The 18,462-nt window shown below is 65.4% G+C and carries 16 protein-coding genes; 5 read left to right on the top strand and 11 right to left on the bottom strand.

The annotated features are described in order from the left end of the window. Window positions 1-736: 736 nt before the first annotated feature. The 10 genes from I6F16_RS29645 to I6F16_RS29690 all read right to left on the bottom strand — a co-directional run bounded on the left by I6F16_RS29645 (window position 737) and on the right by I6F16_RS29690 (window position 12,308). A complete protein-coding gene (locus I6F16_RS29645) occupies window positions 737-979 on the bottom strand; it encodes a hypothetical protein (RefSeq protein WP_036002774.1) in 243 nt (80 codons plus the stop codon). Window positions 980-1,062: 83 nt separating this feature from the next. Further along, window positions 1,063-1,449, bottom strand: coding sequence for a VOC family protein (locus I6F16_RS29650; RefSeq protein WP_225114866.1), 387 nt, complete (start codon window positions 1,447-1,449; stop codon window positions 1,063-1,065). Between the two features lie 25 nt (window positions 1,450-1,474). Beyond that, the gene (locus tag I6F16_RS29655; RefSeq protein ID WP_225114865.1) at window positions 1,475-2,299 is read right to left on the bottom strand and encodes an FkbM family methyltransferase; all 825 of its coding nucleotides are present in this window, start codon (window positions 2,297-2,299) and stop codon (window positions 1,475-1,477) included. 164 nt (window positions 2,300-2,463) lie between these two features. Next, window positions 2,464-4,410 carry an ABC transporter ATP-binding protein/permease gene (locus I6F16_RS29660; protein ID WP_225114864.1) on the bottom strand — a complete coding sequence of 649 codons (1,947 nt, stop codon included), beginning with the start codon at window positions 4,408-4,410 and terminating at the stop codon, window positions 2,464-2,466. A gap of 52 nt (window positions 4,411-4,462) precedes the next feature. Further along, on the bottom strand, window positions 4,463-6,607 hold the full coding sequence (locus I6F16_RS29665; RefSeq protein ID WP_225114863.1) for a hybrid sensor histidine kinase/response regulator: 2,145 nt from the start codon (window positions 6,605-6,607) through the stop codon (window positions 4,463-4,465). A 186-nt stretch (window positions 6,608-6,793) separates the two neighbouring features. Beyond that, window positions 6,794-7,576, bottom strand: a complete 783-nt coding sequence (locus I6F16_RS29670; protein WP_036002750.1) for a succinate dehydrogenase iron-sulfur subunit — start codon at window positions 7,574-7,576, stop codon at window positions 6,794-6,796. Between the two features lie 42 nt (window positions 7,577-7,618). Further along, window positions 7,619-9,454 (bottom strand): succinate dehydrogenase flavoprotein subunit, encoded by a 1,836-nt coding sequence (sdhA, locus tag I6F16_RS29675; protein ID WP_036002747.1) that lies wholly within the window; start codon window positions 9,452-9,454, stop codon window positions 7,619-7,621. Between the two features lie 3 nt (window positions 9,455-9,457). Further along, window positions 9,458-9,874, bottom strand: coding sequence for a succinate dehydrogenase, hydrophobic membrane anchor protein (gene sdhD, locus I6F16_RS29680; protein ID WP_036002745.1), 417 nt, complete (start codon window positions 9,872-9,874; stop codon window positions 9,458-9,460). Then, window positions 9,871-10,269: a succinate dehydrogenase, cytochrome b556 subunit gene (gene sdhC, locus I6F16_RS29685; RefSeq protein ID WP_036002772.1), complete on the bottom strand. Its 399-nt coding sequence runs from the start codon at window positions 10,267-10,269 to the stop codon at window positions 9,871-9,873. Before sdhC ends, sdhD begins: the two co-directional genes overlap by 4 nt. Before the next feature lie 509 nt (window positions 10,270-10,778). Next, the gene (locus tag I6F16_RS29690; RefSeq protein ID WP_225114862.1) at window positions 10,779-12,308 is read right to left on the bottom strand and encodes a malonyl-CoA synthase; all 1,530 of its coding nucleotides are present in this window, start codon (window positions 12,306-12,308) and stop codon (window positions 10,779-10,781) included. A gap of 86 nt (window positions 12,309-12,394) precedes the next feature. On the opposite strand from I6F16_RS29690, the gene I6F16_RS29695 reads away from it, so the two are divergent. The 4 genes from I6F16_RS29695 (at window position 12,395) to I6F16_RS29710 (ending at window position 15,714) form a co-directional block, all read left to right on the top strand. Further along, entirely contained in the window at window positions 12,395-13,156 is a 762-nt protein-coding gene (locus I6F16_RS29695) for an SDR family NAD(P)-dependent oxidoreductase (RefSeq protein WP_225114861.1), read from the top strand. A gap of 339 nt (window positions 13,157-13,495) precedes the next feature. Next, window positions 13,496-14,050: a fasciclin domain-containing protein gene (locus tag I6F16_RS29700; RefSeq protein WP_036024154.1), complete on the top strand. Its 555-nt coding sequence runs from the start codon at window positions 13,496-13,498 to the stop codon at window positions 14,048-14,050. 182 nt (window positions 14,051-14,232) lie between these two features. Continuing rightward, complete coding sequence (locus I6F16_RS29705) at window positions 14,233-14,862, top strand: cytochrome b/b6 domain-containing protein (RefSeq protein WP_036002769.1); 630 nt, start codon at window positions 14,233-14,235, stop codon at window positions 14,860-14,862. Window positions 14,863-14,931: 69 nt separating this feature from the next. Then, a complete protein-coding gene (locus I6F16_RS29710; RefSeq protein ID WP_225114860.1) occupies window positions 14,932-15,714 on the top strand; it encodes a molybdopterin-binding protein in 783 nt (260 codons plus the stop codon). A gap of 119 nt (window positions 15,715-15,833) precedes the next feature. Here the strand turns inward: I6F16_RS29710 and I6F16_RS29715 are convergent, their stop codons facing one another. Next, window positions 15,834-17,036: a YbfB/YjiJ family MFS transporter gene (locus I6F16_RS29715; protein ID WP_036024151.1), complete on the bottom strand. Its 1,203-nt coding sequence runs from the start codon at window positions 17,034-17,036 to the stop codon at window positions 15,834-15,836. A 232-nt stretch (window positions 17,037-17,268) separates the two neighbouring features. Between I6F16_RS29715 and leuB the strand changes: the two genes are divergently transcribed. Then, window positions 17,269-18,381, top strand: a complete 1,113-nt coding sequence (leuB, locus tag I6F16_RS29720; RefSeq protein ID WP_225114859.1) for a 3-isopropylmalate dehydrogenase — start codon at window positions 17,269-17,271, stop codon at window positions 18,379-18,381. Window positions 18,382-18,462: the final 81 nt, after the last annotated feature.

An 18,462-nucleotide genomic window follows, 5' to 3' on the forward strand; every position in this document is an offset into this window, starting at 1 on the left:
AGTCGGGGCCTGCTGCTGCGGCGCCGCCGCAGGGGGCGGTGCGGGCTGCGTGGGAGCCGGGCGTGCGGCAGGCGGCGGCGGGGCAGCGGGACGCGCGGCCGGAGGCGGCGGTGTCGGGGCTTGCTGCTGCGGGGCCGCGGCCGGAGGCGGCGAAGGCTGCTTCGGAGCAGCAGGCGCCGGCGGGGGCGGCGGAGGCGCCGGACGGGCTGCAGGGGGAGGCGGCGGCGGAGGTGCCGGGCGGGCCGCAGGGGGAGGCGGAGGCGGTGGCGGCGCTGCCGGGCGCGGCGGTGCTGCGGCCGGCGGAGGAGCTGCAGGCGGCTGGGGCGGTGCAGCCGCCGGCGGCGGAGCCGCGGGGCGTGCGGGTGCTGCAGGCGGCGCCGCGCCTGGCGGTCCCTTCGGCGGCTGCTTCGGTCTTCCGTCAGGGCCCGCGTCCTGCGGCTGGGCCTGAGCGACGACGAACGGCGCAGCGTCTTGCGCATGCGATGCGGTGTTGGCCAATTGCATCGCGGTCAGAGCCGTCGTCGCAAGCAGCACGAAACGAAGGTTGGTCATGTGGTGAACTTCCCCGGAAGGTTCTTTGTCGAAGTGTCGGGATGAACGGCTAAGCGTTAGGCCGCATTGTGGCGGGCGATGCAACTGCGACCCGATTTATTTCTGCACGCAAATCATCTCACTATGGCAACGTTCATTGCGCATTCAGACGCTGGTGGCAATCGCCTGACATTGCTTCGCTGCTTCACGCGTGATCGCGCGGCGGAATCGCATCCGTCGCAGGATTGGGCGTGAGCGGCCCGTTCGGTCCGCGCGATGGGATCTCCTCAGGCATGCGGCCCGGCAATTCGTCGGGCCGCGGCGGCGAGCCGGGCTCGCGCACCGGCGGCGTGATTTCGGGCTGCGGATTGCCGGGCGGGATTCCGGGCGGCGGCTCAGTCGGCGTACCGGGCGTCGACGGCGGAATCTCGGGCGGTTCAATCGGCATCGGCATCATCGGAATCGTTGTCCAGAGAACAACAACGAAGGTGCAGCACCGATGTTCCGCGTCACATCGCTTCGAAGACCGGATTATTCCGGCGTGTGGCAGACCGCTTCGATGTTGTGGCCGTCGGGGTCGAGCACGAAGGCGCCGTAATAGTTCGCGTGATAATGCGGGCGGATGCCGGGCGGGCCGTTGTCGCGGCCGCCGGCCGCCATCGCCGCTTTGTAGAACGCATCGACTGTGGTGCGATCCTTGGCGTGGATGGCGACATGCACCGGCTTGTTCATCGCGCCCTCGCCCCCGATCCAGAAATCGGGCTTGCCGTCGGCACCGAAGCCTGCAGCCGCAGCGTGTCCGGTCTGCTCGGCCGTGACCTCCATGATCAGGCTGTAGCCGAGCGGCGCCAGTGCCTTCGCATAGAACGCCTTGGCGCGCTCATAGTCGGAGACGGAGAATCCCAGATGATCGATCATCGCAACCTCCCTTGTTCGTAACCCGTCAGCGAGACAAAAACGTATTGCTTCGTGTCTTGCGTGCGATCGTAAAGCCGCGCCCGACCATGTCGGCAATACAATCCTGCTGCCATTCGTTTTGTGACAGATGCTCGATCACCACCGCGCGCGGCCACAGCATTTGCGGCGCGTCGCGGAAGAAGCCGATCAGCACGCGGTCCTCAAAGCCCTCGACGTCGATCTTCAGCGAATCGACTTGGCCGACGCCGGCCTCCTCCAGAATGCGCACCAGGCGCAGCGACGGCACCTTGATGGCCTCGGCACTGGCCGTGCCGGTGACGACGTGGGTGGCGCCGAGGTTGCCGCCGCCGCTCTCGATCATCAGCTCGCCGTCGCGCTCGCCCGCGGCGGCCTGCACCAGGCGCACCTGCGGCGTCTTCGATGCGGCGTGGTTGAACGAGAGCCGTCCGAAGGTCAGCGGATGCGGCTCGATCGCCACCACTTGTCCGGATGGCCCGACCTGCCGCGCCATCACCAGTGCGAAAGTGCCGACATTGGCGCCGACATCGACGAACGTGCCGCCCGCAGGGGTGTGCTGGCGCAGGAAGTCGAGCTCGTCGAGATTGTAGTCGGGATTGAACAGCGCGCCGCGCTCGGTCGCGCTGCCCTGGTGATGGAAGCGGAACGAGGCGCCCTGATATTGCACGTCGACCGGGCCGCTGCGCAGCAGGTTGACCAGCCGCGACATCCACGGCCGGAACGCGCCGCGCTTCAGTCCCGACCGTTGAGCGAGGCGGATGATCGCAGCCTGCGCCGCATTGGGCGCAAACGCACCGAACGGCGCGGGCGAAGGGGCATTGTCGGACGTCAAGCAGCAGATCCTCGTTGCAGGCGGCGCATGCATAACCGGTTTTGACGAGGACTCCAACTTCAGGTCCGTAGCCCGGATGGAGCGCAGCGAAATCCGGGATTCTTGCTGACGGATAGATCTTCCCGGATTGTGCTGCGCTCCATCCGGGCTACACGCCGCGAACCTTACGCCGCCTTCTTGCGCTGCCGCAAGAACCGCCCCAGCAGCCTGCGCCTGCCCTTGCGCGGAATCAGGTCGATATCGCTGACGAGCTTGGCGCCGCCCTTGCGTCGCTCCAGCACGATCTTGCGGCTGTGGAAAGCCTCCAGCTCGGCGCGATGCGCGACGCTGACGATGGTCGCCTTCGGCAGCGCCTCGGTGATCATCTGCATCATCTTGTCCTGGCTCTTCTCGTCGAGCGCCGAGGTCGCCTCATCGAGCACGACGATGTCGGGGTTGTGCAGGAGCAGCCGCGCAAAGGCGAGGCGCTGCTTCTCGCCGCCCGACAAGGTCTGGTCCCACGGTGCCTCCTCCTCGATCTTCTCCTTGAGATGATCGAGGCCGACCTTGTGCAGGGCTGCGCCGATCTCGTCCAAAGTCCAGTGGTCGGCCGCGCCGGGATAGGCGACCGCCCGCCGCAAGGAGCCGGAGGGCACATAGGGCCGCTGCGGCAGCATGAACAGCCGGCGATCGGCATGGAAATTCACGCTGCCGCCGCCCCACGGCCACAGCCCGGCGATGGCGCGCACCAGCGTGCTCTTGCCGGTGCCGGATTCGCCGGCGACCAGCAGCCGCTCGCCGGGCTCGATCACCACCTCGGTCTCGCCGACCACGGCGGTGCCGTCGTCGAGCGTGACCGAGAGATCCTTCAGCTCCAGCATGGCCTCGTTGCTGGTTTCGCCGCGCTTGATGCGGCCGAGGCCGTCGCCCTGCTCGGCGCGCTCGAGGCCGTCGAGCGACATCATCAGCGAGGCGATGCGCCGCGCACAGGCATTCCAGTCGGCGAGCCGCGGATAATTGTCGACCAGCCAGCCGAACGCGCTCTGCACGATCGTGAAGGCGGACGCGGCCTGCATCACCTGGCCCAACGTCATGCTGCCGTCGAGGAACTTTGGCGCGCAGAGCAGAAGCGGCACGACCGGCGCAACGAGGCTCGATCCTTGCGACACCAGCGTGGTGCGCATGTGCTGGCCGGCAAGGCGCGCCCATTGCCGCAGCACGCTCGTGAAGTTGCGATCGATGCCGTCGCGCTCCTCCTCCTCGCCGCCGAGCAGGGCGATGCTCTCGCCGTTCTCGCGCACGCGCGTCAGGGTGTAGCGGAACTCGGCTTCGGCCTGGTTCTTGCCCTCGGAGACCTGCACGAAGCGCCGGCCGATCACCACGATCGATCCGGATGCGATCGCGGCGTACAGCATCGCGGCGATCACGAGGAAGCCGGGAATGGTCACCGACGAACCGCCGAGCGTGACGGTAAGTGCCCCGCCGATGGTCCAGAGCACGACGATGAAGGTCGCGGCCGACAGCAGCGCCGACGTCACGCCGGCGAGGAAGTCGACGGGGGAGTCGGTCGCAATCCGCAAATCCTCCGCGATCCGGTATTCGGGATTCTTGTGGTCGCCGCCGACAAGGTTGAGCTGATAGTAGCGCCCGTTCTTGAGCCACCGTGTCAGCACGCTCGCCGTCAGCCAGGCGCGCCAGCGTCGCTGGATGCCCATGCGCGCGAACACCTGCACGACTGCGAGCACGATGCTGCCGATCGCGAGCGGGAAGAACATTGCGGTGAGATGGAAGACGCTCGCCGCATCGCGCTTCTCGATGGCGTCGAAGATCGCGCGATTCCAGACATTGATGCCGTATTGGAAGCCGACGGTCAGCACGATCAGCAGGCCGAGACCAACCGAGAACGGCCAGGCGAGGCGGTCGCCGTTGCGGCCCCAGAAGCCGCGGGCGCTGATCCAGAACCGTGTCAGCAGATAATCCTTGCGGACCTGCTCGGCTGCCTCGGGTGACAGTTCGGGGTCGGGTTCGACCAGTTCGGGCGGCGGCGGTGTCACTTCGTCGCCGTTCTCGCCCTCGATATTGACGATGGGCGGCTTCTTGCCCTGTTCACGCGTCGCGGCCGGCTTGTACATGAACGGACAACGCCAAGGGAACTCGGCCGGTTCCCGCGAGGTTCCGGAGCCCCTATTCGGCGGCGCCGTCCCTGACGTGCCTGATCCGCGCCGCCCGATGCAGAACGCGCGACAATTCCTCGATCGAATAAGGCTTTTGCACGAGGTCGCAGCCGCCGGTACCCTCCTGCGACAGGGCCTGGCTGTAGCCGGTGGTCAGAACGACCGGCACGCCGAGTCCGCGCTCGCGGATCGCCTGCGCCAGATCGAGCCCGGTCATCCCGGGCATCACCACGTCCGAGAACACGACATCGAAGCGATCGGCGTCCACGACGAGCTCGGCGAGCGCGTCGGCCGCGTTGTCGACCAGCGTGATGCTGTAGCCGAGCTCGGTGAGCCCGTCGGCGGCGAAATTGGCCAGCTCGATATTGTCCTCGACCACCAGCACCGACATGCCGCTGCCGGCCACCGCCGGCGCCGTGTTGGGCGCTTGGCGTTGCGGCAGCAGGCCCGGCGGCACGCGCGGCAGATAGAGCGAGAAGGTGCTGCCGTGCCCCACCTCGCTCGCCACGGTCACCTCGCCGCCGGACTGCCGGGCGAATCCGAACACCTGGGACAGGCCGAGGCCGGTGCCGCGGCCGACCTGCTTGGTGGTGAAGAACGGCTCGAAGATGCGCCCGAGCCGCGCGGCGGGAATGCCGACGCCGGTATCGCTGACGGTGACGCGGACGAAGCCGTGGTCCGGGCTGGCCGAAAGCTGCACCAGCGCGTCCGGAACGGTCGTCGTGGCCTCGACCTTGAAAACGATTCGCCCCTGGCCTTGCATGGCATCGCGCGCATTGGTCGCCATGTTGATCAGCGCCGTCTCGAACTGACTGGCATCGGCATTGACGAGGCACGGCTCCGCCGGCAGTTGCATGACGATCTCGATCGCGGGGCCCAGTAGCGTGGCGAGCATGTCGTGCAGCGACTGCACCCGTGCGCCGACGTCGAACACCTCCGGCTTGAGGGTCTGGCGCCGCGCAAAGGCGAGCAATTGCGAAGTCAGCTTGGCCGCACGCGCCACCGAATCGGCAATGGCCGTGATGTAGCGTTGTCGCCGCTCCTCCGTCAGCTGCGGACGGTTCAAGAGATCGACCGAAGCACGGATCACCGTCAGGAGGTTGTTGAAGTCGTGCGCGACGCCGCCGGTGAGCTGGCCGAGCGCTTCCAGCCGCTGGCTGTGCTTGAGCGCCTCCTCGGCCTCGCGCCGCTTTGCAGCTTCGGCCTGAAGGTGCTGGGTACGCCGCAGAGCGAGCACCAGCAGCAGGAACAGCAGCGCGGTGGCGGGAATGCCGAACACCAGATGCTGGCCGATGGTGGCGAGCCAGCGTGCGCGGATCGCAGAGGTCTCCAATCCGGCGCTGACATAGATCGGATATTCGGCGACGCGCCGGTAGGCGATGCGCCGCTCGATACCGTCCGAGGGCCAAGCGACCGTGATGAGGCCGTGCACGGGCTGGGTCGCGATCTTCTGGCCCACCGGTCCGGTCGGATCGAGCCGAAGCTCGTGGTCGAGCCGGGGAAAATGCGCGAGCATTGCGCCGTCGGTGCGCCCCATCGCGAAGAAGTTGCCGGGATCGGTGCCGATCCTGGCATAGAAGCTTTCGAAATATTCCGGCAACACGGAGGCCTGGATCACGCCGATGAAGCGACCGTCGTCGGACTCGCGGCGGCGGCTGACGCCGAAGAATCGGGCGCCCTGATAGGGCGGTCGTGGCGTCAGCGCCGTGCCGATGAACGTGCCGATGCTCTGGTCCACATGGGAATAGAAGTAATCGCGGTCGGCAAAGCTCAGGTCCGGCGGCGGCGAGACGAGGCTGTTGACCAGCGCCTTTCCGTTCGCGTCGAAGATCCAGGCCGATTTGAGCTGCGGCAGCGAATCGGTCAGCCGCTTCAGCCGGCGATGCAGCGTCGGCTCGCGCTCGCGGATGATGCCGTCGGGCAGACCGCGCACGACCTCGTTGAGCTCGGCGAGGCTGCGGTCGATGGTCTCGAAGACCTTGAGCGCGTGCTCATGGGCGACATCGACCGTGCGCTCGATCTCGCGGTCGGCGGTATCGTTGGTCGATGTGTAGGAGATCGCGGCGGCGACGACGAACAGCCCAATCGGCAGCGCCAGGGATGCCGCCATCATCCACTGCAACAGCCTCAGCGAGTTGCGTTGCGCCCTCTGCACAGTCGCTCCGTCCCTGACGGGAGCTTAACTGAATCCCGCGCAAGGAAGGAAGCAGCTTGTGCTGGAACCGTTGGTTGCGAGCCACAAATTTGCGCGTCGAGCGGGTCAGAGAAAAATTCTGCTCGAATTAACGGCAAATGCAGAACACCCCGGCCGGTTTAGCCGGGGCGGAAGGGGGACTTCGCCTCAGATCTGGCGTTCGACCATCTTGAGCTTGAGCTCGGCGATGGCTTCGGCCGGGTTGAGGCCCTTCGGGCAGGCCTTGGCGCAGTTCATGATGGTGTGGCAGCGATAGAGCCGGAACGGGTCCTCGAGATTGTCGAGCCGCTCGCCGGTGGCCTCGTCGCGCGAATCCGAGACCCAGCGGTTGGCCTGGAGCAGCGCGGCGGGGCCGAGATAGCGCTCGCTGTTCCACCAATAGCTCGGGCAGGAGGTCGAGCAGCAGGCGCAGAGGATGCACTCGTAGAGGCCGTCGAGCTTCTCGCGGTCCTCGTGGCTCTGGCGCCATTCCTTCTGCGGCGTCGGCGAGGTCGTCTTCAGCCAGGGCTCGACCGAGGCGTATTGCGCGTAGAAATTGGTGAGGTCGGGGACGAGGTCCTTCACCACCGGCTGATGCGGCAGCGGGTTGATCTTCACCGCGCCGTCCTTCACGTCGTGCATGGACTTGGTGCAGGCCAGCGTGTTCTGGCCGTCGATGTTCATCGCGCAGGAGCCGCAGACGCCTTCACGGCAGGAGCGGCGGAAGGTCAGCGACGGGTCGATGTGGTTCTTGATCCAGATCAGGCCGTCCAGCACCATCGGGCCGCAATCATTGGTGTCGATGTAATAGGTATCGACGCTTGGATTCTTGCCGTCGTCCGGATTCCAGCGATAGACCTTGAACTCGCGGAGCTCGGTCGCGCCCGGGGGCTTCGGCCAGGTCTTGCCGCCAGTGATCTTGGAGTTCTTCGGAAGTGCGAATTCAACCATTCGATTAAGGCCTTCGCTGTTCGATCAATACACGCGCGACGTTTAGTAAACGCGAGCTTTGGGCGGGATGTACTGCACGTCGTTGGTCATGGTGTAGTTGTGAACCGGGCGATACTCGATCCTGACCTTGCCGGCATCGTCCAGCCAGGCCAGCGTGTGCTTCATCCAGTTCTTGTCGTCGCGCTCGGAGAAGTCCTCGCGGGCATGGGCGCCGCGGCTCTCGGTGCGGTTGGCGGCCGAGTTCATCGTCACCACCGCCTGCGAGATCAGATTGTCGAACTCCAGCGTCTCGACGAGGTCCGAATTCCAGACCAGCGAGCGGTCGGAGACGGCGATGTCGGTGATGCCGCTGTGGACCTTCGCGATCAGGTTCTGGCCTTCGCTCAGCACTTCGCCGGTGCGGAACACGGCGCAATTGTTCTGCATCACGTGCTGCATGCCTTCGCGCAGCTTCGCGGTCGGCGTGCCGCCTGAGGCGTAGCGGTAATGGTCGAGGCGACCGAGCGCCATCTCGGCCGAGTTCGTCGGCAGCTCGGGCTGCTTGGCGTTGGGTGTGAGCTTTTCGGCGAGGCGCAAGGCGGCGGCGCGGCCGAACACGACGAGGTCAATCAGCGAGTTGGAGCCGAGGCGGTTGGCGCCGTGCACGGAGACGCAGGCCGCTTCGCCGATTGCCATCAGGCCGGGGATCACCGCGTTGTCGTCGCCGTCCTTCTTGGTCAGCACCTCGCCGTGATAATTCGTGGGGATGCCGCCCATGTTGTAATGCACGGTCGGCACGATCGGGATCGGCTCGCGCGTCACGTCGACATTGGCGAAGATCTTGGCCGATTCCGAGATGCCCGGCAGGCGTTCGGCGAGCACGGCGGGATCGAGATGGTCGAGATGCAGGAAGATGTGGTCCTTCTTCTTGCCGACGCCGCGTCCCTCGCGGATCTCGATGGTCATCGCGCGCGAGACCACGTCGCGCGAAGCGAGGTCCTTGGCCGACGGCGCATAGCGCTCCATGAACCGCTCGCCTTCGGCGTTGACGAGATAGCCGCCTTCGCCGCGCGCACCCTCGGTGACGAGACAGCCCGAGCCGTAGATGCCGGTCGGATGGAACTGCACGAACTCCATGTCCTGCATCGGCAGGCCGGCGCGCAGCACCATGCCGCCGCCATCGCCGGTGCAGGTGTGCGCCGAGGTGCAGGAGGCATAGGCGCGGCCATAGCCGCCGGTCGCCAGGATCGTGGTCTGGGCGCGGAAACGGTGCAGCGTGCCGTCGTCGAGCTTGAGCGCGATGACGCCGCGGCAGGTGCCCTGGTCGTCCATGATCAGGTCGATGGCGAAGAACTCGATGAAGAACTCGGCCGCGTGGCGCAGCGACTGACCGTACATCGTGTGCAGCATGGCGTGGCCGGTGCGGTCGGCGGCGGCGCAGGTGCGCTGCGCCTGGGCCTTGCCGAACTCGGTGGTCATGCCGCCGAACGGACGCTGGTAGATCTTGCCGTCCTCGGTGCGCGAGAACGGCACGCCCCAATGCTCGAGCTCGTAGACCGCGTCGGGCGCGTTGCGCACCATGTATTCGATCGCGTCCTGGTCCCCGAGCCAGTCCGACCCCTTCACGGTGTCGTACATGTGCCAGCGCCAGTCGTCCTTGTGCATGTTGCCGAGCGAAGCGGAGATGCCGCCCTGCGCCGCGACCGTGTGCGAACGGGTCGGAAACACCTTGGTGATGCAGGCGGTGCGGAGGCCGGCTTCGCTGCAGCCGACGACGGCGCGCAGGCCGGCACCGCCGGCGCCGACCACGACGACGTCGTAGGTATGGTCTTCGATCGGATAGGCTTTTCCGTTGGTGGCGGGAGCGCCGTTGCCCTTGCCATTGGTCTCAGCGGCCATGGGTTACACTCCGGAAGAAAGCTTCAGGATCGCGTAGGTCGAGGCGAGCGCCACGGCGACCGAGAAGAAATTGTTGAGCATGATCGCGGTGAGCTTGAGCTTCTCGTTATGGACGTAGTCCTCGATCACCACCTGCATGCCGATCTTCATGTGCCAGGCGCTGGCGAAGATGAAGAGGAGCAGGATCACCGCAACGGGAATGGAGCTCAGGGTCTGCGCCGCGTAGACCTGGTTGCGGCCGAGCAGCATCATGATGATGACCAGCGCCGGGATCATCAGCAGCGTCATGGCGACGCCGGTGATGCGCTGGCGCCAGAAATCGGACGTGCCGGAATGCGCGGCGCCGAGATTGCGGACGCGCCCGAGCGGGGTGCGCATCGAGGGACGCTTCGGAGAGCCGTGGGACTCGTCAAAGCTCATCGGCCGCCTCCGTTCGCATAAGCGATGATCCAGATCAGCACCGTCAGTGCGATGCCCCCGACCAGGGCGCCCCAGGTCAGCGCTTCGCGCTCGTTGGCCTTGAAGCCGTAGCCGAGATCCCAGACGAAATGCCGGATGCCGCTGAGCATGTGGTGCATCAGGGCCCAGGTGTAGCCGAACACGATGAGCCGGCCGAGGATGCTGCTGGAGAAGGCCTGGACATGGGCATAGGCGGCCGGGCCGGAGGCCGCGGCAACCAGCCACCAGACCAGCAGCAGGGTTCCGACGTAAAGGGCGATACCGGTGGCGCGGTGCACGATGGACAGAGCCATCGTCAGCGTCCAGCGATAGGTTTGGATGTGCGGCGAAAGCGGTCGTTCGATCCGTGCGGTCATGGGCGGCTTTTGATGTTTGTTGCGGCCCAGCATGGGGCGCGCGGGGATCGCGAAAGGTGGGCTCTATTTACGGAGTCGATCTGGCCTGCGCAATCACCAAATCGCCATAAACCGAATTGTGGTTCAGCTCTATGGCCTTGATGAACCAAGGCCAATCAGGGCCTTGGTATACCAGCCCATCGGTCCGCCAACGAACATAGGAATCCAAATTCATCTCTTTGGCGCGAGCGTACGGCGCATTGAAATCGCTATTGGAACGCCTCTAAGCCGCCTTGGGCCCGTGCGGCCGCAACGTGCGAGGGGACGATGCCGAGGGTAAACCGTCCCGGCTGCGACCCACCGCGACTCCCGGCACGCGCACCGGTTCCCGCGCTCCGGGCGGATATGCGCACCCTGCATTCCACCCCAGCCTGACCGTGCGACGTGTCAGGTGCTATCTGTTGGTCTCGGCCGCCGGCTTGCTTCGTCGCAAGAGCTCCTCGCAATGACGCCGACAGAGCGGAGCTCTCTCACTTCTTCGCGTAAATATCCTTGTACGTTTCGCGCAGCACGTTCTTCTGCACCTTGCCCATCGTATTGCGCGGTAGCTCGTCGACCACGAAGACCCGCTTCGGCATCTTGAATTTCGCGAGGCGCCCGTCGAGGCCCTTCAGCACGGCCGCTTCATCGATGCTCGCGCCGGGCTGGCGCACCAGCACCGCGGTGACGCCCTCGCCGAAATCGGCGTGCGGCACGCCGATCACGGCCGACTCCACCACGCCAGGCATGGCATCGATCTCGCTCTCGATCTCCTTCGGGTAGACGTTGAAGCCGCCGGAGATCACGAGATCCTTGCCGCGTCCGAGGATGTGCACGTAACCTTTGGCGTCGATCTTGCCGAGATCGCCGGTGATGAAGAAGCCGTCGGGCCGGAATTCGGCCTTGGTCTTCTCCGGCATGCGCCAATAGCCCTTGAAGACGTTCGGCCCCTTCACCTCGATCATGCCGATTTCGTCGCGCGGCAGCTCTTTCGCTGTCTCGGGATCGGTCACGCGCACGGAGACGCCCGGCAGCGGAAAGCCGACTGCGCCGGGCACGCGCTCGCCGTCATACGGGTTCGACGTGTTCATGTTGGTCTCGGTCATGCCGTAGCGCTCGAGCACGGCATGTCCCGTGCGCGCCGACCATTCGCGATGGGTGTCGGCGAGCAGCGGCGCCGAGCCCGAGATGAACAGCCGCATGTGCTTCGTCGTCTCATGCGACAGCGCAGGGTTCTGCAGCAGGCGGGTGTAGAAGGTCGGCACGCCCATCAACACCGTGGCGCGCGCCATCAGCTTGATGATCAGGTCCGGATCGAGCTTCGGCAGGAAGATCATCGACGCCCGGGCGAACAGCGTCACGTTGGTCGCCACGAACAGGCCGTGGGTGTGGTAGATCGGCAGCGCGTGGATCAGGACGTCCTTGTCGGTGAAGCGCCAATAGTCGACGAGCGAGAGCGAGTTAGACGCGAGATTGTCATGCGTCAGCATCGCGCCCTTGGAGCGGCCGGTGGTGCCCGAGGTGTAGAGGATCGCGGCAAGATCGTCGCTTTCACGCGGCACCGTCGTGAATTCGCGGCTCGCTTTGTCGGCGGCCTCCGTCAGCGAGCCCTTGCCGTCAGCCCCGAGCGTCTCGACCTTCGCCCTCACCTTGCCTGCGATCGGCGCCAGCCCTTCCGCCTTGGCGGGATCGCAGACCACCAGCGACGGCTCGGCATCGCCGATGAAATAGTCGAGCTCGTTCAGCGTATAGGCCGTGTTCAGCGGCAGATAGACCGCGCCGGCGCGAACCGTGCCGAGATACAGCACGATATTGGCGACCGACTTCTCCACCTGTACCGCGACGCGGTCGCCCGGCTTCACGCCGCGCGCGACCAGCACGTTCGCCATTTGGCCCGCGCGCGCGATCAGATCGCCATAGCTGATATGGGCGCCGTCATGCGTCTCGATCGCGAGCCGCTTCGGATCGGCGAGGTCCTCGAACAGACGGGAAAACAAATTGGCGTTGGCAGCTTGGTTCATGCAACATTCCTCACCGGCATAGGCCGGTCAAAACCGCGGGCTGGATTAGCAAAAACCGCCCCGATCAAGCAACGGAGACAGTTTGCATGTCAAAAAGCGGGAAACGCGTGGCCTGGGTCACGGGCGGTGGCAGCGGGATCGGGGAGGCCGGCGCGGAGGCGTTAGCTGCCGACGGCTGGACGGTGGTGGTCTCGGGCCGGCGGCAGTCAGCCCTCGATGCCGTGGTGGCGAAGATCACGGGGGACGGTGGGGCGGCCGAGGCCATTGCGCTCGACGTCGCCAGCGCGGCCGCAGCCCAGAAGGCAGCCGATCAGATTGTCGCGAAGCACGGCCGCATCGACCTGCTCGTCAACAATGCCGGCATCAATGTCCCCAAGCGCAGCTGGAAGGACATGGAGCTGGAGGGCTGGGACAGACTGGTCCAGGTCAATCTCAACGGCGTGCTTTATTGCATGCGCGCCGTGCTGCCGACGATGCGCCAGCAGCAGGACGGTTCCATCATCAACGTCTCGTCCTGGGCCGGCCGTCACGTCTCGAAGATGCCGGGCCCGGCCTACACCACCACCAAGCACGCGGTGCTGGCACTGACCCATTCCTTCAACATGGACGAATGCGTCAACGGCCTGCGCGCCTGCTGCCTGATGCCGGGCGAGGTGGCGACGCCGATCCTGAAGCTGCGTCCGGTGGTGCCGAGCGAAGCGGAGCAGGCGAAGATGCTGCAACCGGAAGATCTCGGCCGCACCCTCGCCTTCATCGCGAGCATGCCGGCGCGGGTCTGCATCAACGAAGTGCTGATCAGCCCGACGCATAATCGCGGGTTCATTCAGACGCCGAACAACAGGGATTGAGGCGAGGACACTGCCTCAACGGGTACGCCGTCGTAGGGTGGGCAAAGGCGCGAAGCGCCGTGCCCACCGTCTCTCTCCGCATTTGCGTTTGGTGGGCACGCTTCGCTTTGCCCACCTACTGCTTCGCTACGCTTGTCCGGGTGCTCTCGTTCGCACACGAACATCCCCGCCGATAGTTTCACCCATCACAAAGAATTTTTCCTCGAAACCGCCCCGCAAACCTCCCGTAGTTCGGTCCAACGACGGCACTGCTGCATCACCCTCAACTGTCGCAGGCGCCGTTGTTGCCCAACTCAACGCCGGCCATCGCCGGTCTCAATTCAATCGGGAGACTCTCTCATGTCGAAGCGCATTGCCTATCTCGCTGCCGCCGCCTTCAGCGCCCTGGCCCTCACCGCGACCGTCGTCGCGCCCGCCAGTGCCGAGGAAAAGACCGTCATGGTCGGCGGCGCCGCGATGTACCCGTCCAAGAACATCGTCCAGAACGCGGTCAACTCCAAGGATCACACCACGCTGGTGGCGGCGGTGAAGGCGGCCGGCCTGGTGCCGACGCTCGAAGGCAAGGGCCCGTTCACGGTGTTCGCGCCGACCAACGCCGCCTTCGGCAAGCTGCCGGCCGGCACCGTCGACAACCTGGTCAAGCCCGAGAACAAGGCAACGCTGACCAAGATCCTCACCTACCATGTCGTGCCCGGTAAGCTCGCGGCTTCCGACCTCACCGACGGCAAGAAGCTGAAGACCGCCGAAGGCGAGGAGCTGACGGTGAAGAAAATGGACGGCAAGGTCTGGATCGTCGACGCCAAGGGCGGCACCTCGATGGTGACGATCACCAACGTCAACCAGTCGAACGGCGTGATCCATGTGGTCGATACCGTGCTGATGCCGGCGACGTAACACCGCGCGATCCTGTTTCATCCCCGAACAGGACGTCCTCAGACCGCGAGCCGGGGATACCCGGCTCGCTCTTTTGTGACCACAATAGCCTCACGACATCGATTCGATGGCGAACGGGATGTAACGAAAGCCGAAACACCGGCGTATAATCGCTGTCACACGACCTCAGGATGGAACCCGCCATGGCGAGCCTCACAGTCACCGACGAGCAGGTCACGGCCACCAAGTCCAAAGTGATCCAGCCGGCCTGGGTGCGGGTCATGCATTGGATCAACGCGCTCGCCATGATCCTGATGATCCTGTCGGGCTGGCAGATCTACAACGCCTCGCCGCTGTTCGACTTCCGCTTTCCGCGCGAGTACACGCTGGGCGGCTGGCTCGGCGGCGGCCTGCTCTGGCATTTTGCGGCGATGTGGCTGCTGATGATCAACGGCCTCGCCTATCTCGTCACCGGCATCGCTACCGGCCGCTTCCGCAAGAAGCTGCTGCCGATCACGGCATCAGGCGTGCTCCACGACGTCAGGGCGGCGCTGACCTTCAAGCTCGGCCATGACGATCTCACCGTCTACAATTACGTGCAGCGGCTGCTCTATGCCGGCATCATCGTGGTCGGCGTGCTGATCGTGCTGTCGGGCCTTGCGATTTGGAAGCCCGTGCAGCTTTATTATCTCGTGATGCTGTTCGGCGATTATCCGGCCGCGCGCTATGTCCACTTCTTCTGCATGGCCGCGATCTGCGCGTTTCTGGTCGTCCACGTCTTGCTTGCGCTGCTCGTGCCGAAGAGTCTGCGCGCGATGATCATCGGTCGCTAGAGCATGATCCGGAAAGTGTGAAGCGGTTTTCCGACAGGATCATGCTCAAAATGGATATGTGAGGAGAACATGGCCAAACGTCCGTTCCTGATCCCCGGCGTCGACAAGCGGCTGCTGATCAAGGATTCCATCAAGACCATGCCTGATCTCGCCCGGCGCCGCTTCATCGCGGGCGGCGCCAGCTTAGGGGCGCTGACGCTGCTCACGGGTTGCGATGTGATCGATTCGTCTTCGGCCGAGACCATGCTGGCGAAGGTCTCGAAGTTCAACGACGCCGTGCAGGCCTGGATGTTCAATCCCGACGCGCTGGCGCCGACCTTCCCCGAAAGCGCGATCACCAAGCCCTTCCCGTTCAACGCCTATTACGATCTCGACGACGCGCCCGATATCTCGGCCGCGGATTGGAAGCTCGAGGTGCGCGGCCTCGTCGACAACAAAAAGTCCTGGACGCTGGACGAACTCTACAAGCTGCCCCAGGTCACGCAGATCACGCGTCACATCTGCGTCGAGGGCTGGAGCGCGATCGGCAGCTGGACCGGCACGCCCTTGCGCGATTTCCTCAAGCTGATCGGCGCCGACACGCGCGCTCACTATGTCTGGTTCCAGTGCGCCGACAAGGACGGCTACAACTCGCCCTTGGACATGCGTAGCGCGCTGCATCCGCAGACGCAGATGACGTTCAAATATGCGAACGAGATCCTGCCGCGCGCCTACGGCTTTCCGATGAAGATCCGCGTGCCGACCAAGCTCGGCTTCAAGAACCCCAAATACGTGGTCTCGATGGAAGTCACCAACGATTACAAGGGCGGCTATTGGGAAGACCAGGGGTATAATTCGTTCAGCGGGAGCTAGCTCCGCTGTCGTAGGGTGGATTAGCCGAGCGGCTGCGCGAAGCGCAGTCGGTGGGCGTAATCCACCATACTTCCGCAGTTGCCGAGCGAAGTTGGTGGATTACGCTTCGCTAATCCACCCTACGGCACCGATTGCTTGGCCGGCCCCACCTTCCGCTGGCACAACGCCGCAACCGCCCCCAGCGCCAATAGCGCCGCCGACACATTCAGCGCGTAGCTCAAGCTCCCCAGCGCATCGGTGATCGCGCCGACCACGATCGGCCCGAGCGTCTGGCCGACGCCGAACGAGATCGTCATCGCCGCGATCGCGGTCGGCCACACCTCTGGCGGATAGTTGAAGCGGACGAAGGCGGTGGTCGAGCCGACCACGGCGAAAAAGGCGACGCCGAACACGATCGCGGAGACCGCGAGCCAGGCCGGCGAATGCCCGAGCATCGGCAGCGCTGCGCCAGCTGCGTTGGTGCCGAGGATGATGGCGGTGGCGAGCCCGCCGCGGTCGAGCGCCAGCACGCCGCGCCAGGCCCAGGGCGTCACGAACGCAGATAGACCGATCAACCCCCAGAACGCCGCCTGCGCCGCGGCCCCGCCGCCGCCGTCGCGCACATAGGCGATCATGAAGGTCATGTAGGCGATGTAGCCGGCGCCGAACAGGAAATAGCCGGCCAGATAAATCAGCACCGGCAGGATCGCGAACGAGGCATGACCGCCTTCAGAGAAGCGCGCGCCGCTCTCGATCCGGATCAGGAACAGCGGGATCGTCATCGCAACCGACAGCAGCGTCAGCGCCCACCATACGATCCACCACGAGCCCGGCCCGAAATATTGCAGCGTGAACGGGGCGATCAGCCCCGAGGACAGAATGCCGATGCCGGGTCCGGCATAGAACAGGCTGAGCAGGAAGTTGGCCCGTTCGGGCCGCGACTGGGCGATGGTGGCGGCGAGCGCGCCGCCGGCGACGAAGCCGGCCGCCGCGCCCAGGCCCAGCACCAGGCGCGCCAGGCTCAGCGCGACGAAATCCCCCGTCAGAGCGCAGGTGGCGAGGGCTGCGACGCAGGCAATTGTTCCGCCGCGGATCGCGGCGGCCCAGCCGACGCGCCGGATCAGGCGGGACGCCACCAGCGCGCCCACGAGATAGCCGACGGCGTTGATCGTGTTCATGAAACCGGCCGCCGAGTAGGACCAGCCGAGGTCCTCCCGCATGTCCGGCAGCACCAGAGCATAGGCAAAGCGGCCGATGCCGAGCCCCACGGTGGCTGCCAGCGACAGGGTCAGGATCAGCCGCGCGGGGTGTGCGTCGGGCAGGGGGCGATCAGGTGCGTGCAAGGGGTACTCCGGCCTGTCCAGTGTGGCAGGCCCCGCCGGCCTTGCACAGCCGCAGCGCGGCAATGGTGTCTTGCCAAGCGCGCAACGCCGCTCTAGCACTCCGGCGCCGTCATTCCGGGGCGCGCGAAGCGCGAGCCCGGAATCCATAACCCCGGCTGGTGGCTATGGATTCCGGGCCCGCGCTAAGAGGCGCGTCCCGGAATGACGAGAGAGGATCGAAAAGGACACGACCATGGCGACCCACAAACTGCTGCTGCTTCCCGGCGACGGTATCGGCCCCGAGGTGATGGGCGAGGTGAAGCGGCTGATCGACTGGCTCAATTCGGCCGGGATCGCCAAGTTCGAGACCGACACCGGCCTCGTCGGCGGCTCCGCCTATGACGCGCACAAGGTGTCGATCTCCGAAGGCGACATGGCCAAGGCCAAAGACGCCGACGCCGTGATCTTCGGCGCGGTCGGCGGCCCGAAATGGGATGCCGTGCCTTACGAGGTGCGCCCGGAAGCCGGCCTCTTGCGCCTGCGCAAGGATCTCGCGCTGTTCGCCAACCTCCGTCCCGCCGTGTGCTATCCGGCGCTGGCGGATGCTTCCAGCCTGAAGCGCGAGGCGGTCGAGGGCCTCGACATCGTCATCGTGCGTGAGCTCACCGGCGGCGTCTATTTCGGCGAGCCCAAGACCATCACCGATCTCGGCAACGGCCAGAAGCGCGCCATCGATACCCAGGTCTACGATACCTATGAGATCGAGCGCATCGGCCGCGTCGCCTTCGAGCTTGCCCGGAAGCGCAAGAACAAGGTGACGTCGATGGAGAAGCGCAACGTCATGAAATCGGGCGTGCTCTGGAACGAGGTCATGACTCAGGTCCACAAGCGCGAATACCCTGATGTCACGCTCGAGCATCAGCTCGCCGATTCCGGCGGCATGATGCTGGTGAAATGGCCGAAGCAGTTCGACGTCATCGTGACGGACAATCTATTCGGCGACATGCTCTCCGACATCGCGGCGATGCTCACCGGCTCGCTCGGCATGCTGCCCTCGGCCTCGCTCGGCGAGGTCGACGTCAAGACCAAGAAGCGCAAGGCGCTGTACGAGCCCGTGCACGGCTCGGCCCCCGATATCGCCGGCAAGGGCCTCGCCAATCCCATCGCGATGATCTCGTCCTTCGGCATGGCGTTGCGCTATTCTTTCGACATGGGCGATCTCGCCGACAAGGTCGACCAGGCAATCGCTGCCGTGCTGGCCAGCGGCCTGCGCACCGCCGACATCAAGTCGGAAGGCACGACGTCGGCCTCGACCACGCAGATGGGCGAAGCGATCCTGAAGGAATTGCAGAAGCTGCACGCGTAAGGCGGGAAGAATCGTAGCCTGGATGGAGCGAAGCGAAATCCGGGTTCTCACCCCGTGGACAGACCTTCCCGGATTGCGCTT

Source organism: Bradyrhizobium sp. IC4060 (assembly GCF_020193715.1).
Taxonomy (GTDB): domain Bacteria; phylum Pseudomonadota; class Alphaproteobacteria; order Rhizobiales; family Xanthobacteraceae; genus Bradyrhizobium; species Bradyrhizobium yuanmingense.

What these genes read in the sequence shown, in the direction of transcription:
- I6F16_RS29645 (WP_036002774.1), bottom strand. Translation starts at nt 979, where the DNA reads ATGCCGATTGAACCGCCCGAGATTCCGCCGTCGACGCCCGGTACGCCG.
- I6F16_RS29650 (WP_225114866.1), bottom strand. Translation starts at nt 1,449, where the DNA reads ATGATCGATCATCTGGGATTCTCCGTCTCCGACTATGAGCGCGCCAAG.
- I6F16_RS29660 (WP_225114864.1), bottom strand. Translation starts at nt 4,410, where the DNA reads ATGTACAAGCCGGCCGCGACGCGTGAACAGGGCAAGAAGCCGCCCATC.
- I6F16_RS29670 (WP_036002750.1), bottom strand. Translation starts at nt 7,576, where the DNA reads ATGGTTGAATTCGCACTTCCGAAGAACTCCAAGATCACTGGCGGCAAG.
- sdhA (WP_036002747.1), bottom strand. Translation starts at nt 9,454, where the DNA reads ATGGCCGCTGAGACCAATGGCAAGGGCAACGGCGCTCCCGCCACCAAC.
- sdhD (WP_036002745.1), bottom strand. Translation starts at nt 9,874, where the DNA reads ATGAGCTTTGACGAGTCCCACGGCTCTCCGAAGCGTCCCTCGATGCGC.
- sdhC (WP_036002772.1), bottom strand. Translation starts at nt 10,269, where the DNA reads ATGACCGCACGGATCGAACGACCGCTTTCGCCGCACATCCAAACCTAT.
- I6F16_RS29690 (WP_225114862.1), bottom strand. Translation starts at nt 12,308, where the DNA reads ATGAACCAAGCTGCCAACGCCAATTTGTTTTCCCGTCTGTTCGAGGAC.
- I6F16_RS29695 (WP_225114861.1), top strand. Translation starts at nt 12,395, where the DNA reads ATGTCAAAAAGCGGGAAACGCGTGGCCTGGGTCACGGGCGGTGGCAGC.
- I6F16_RS29700 (WP_036024154.1), top strand. Translation starts at nt 13,496, where the DNA reads ATGTCGAAGCGCATTGCCTATCTCGCTGCCGCCGCCTTCAGCGCCCTG.
- I6F16_RS29705 (WP_036002769.1), top strand. Translation starts at nt 14,233, where the DNA reads ATGGCGAGCCTCACAGTCACCGACGAGCAGGTCACGGCCACCAAGTCC.
- I6F16_RS29710 (WP_225114860.1), top strand. Translation starts at nt 14,932, where the DNA reads ATGGCCAAACGTCCGTTCCTGATCCCCGGCGTCGACAAGCGGCTGCTG.
- leuB (WP_225114859.1), top strand. Translation starts at nt 17,269, where the DNA reads ATGGCGACCCACAAACTGCTGCTGCTTCCCGGCGACGGTATCGGCCCC.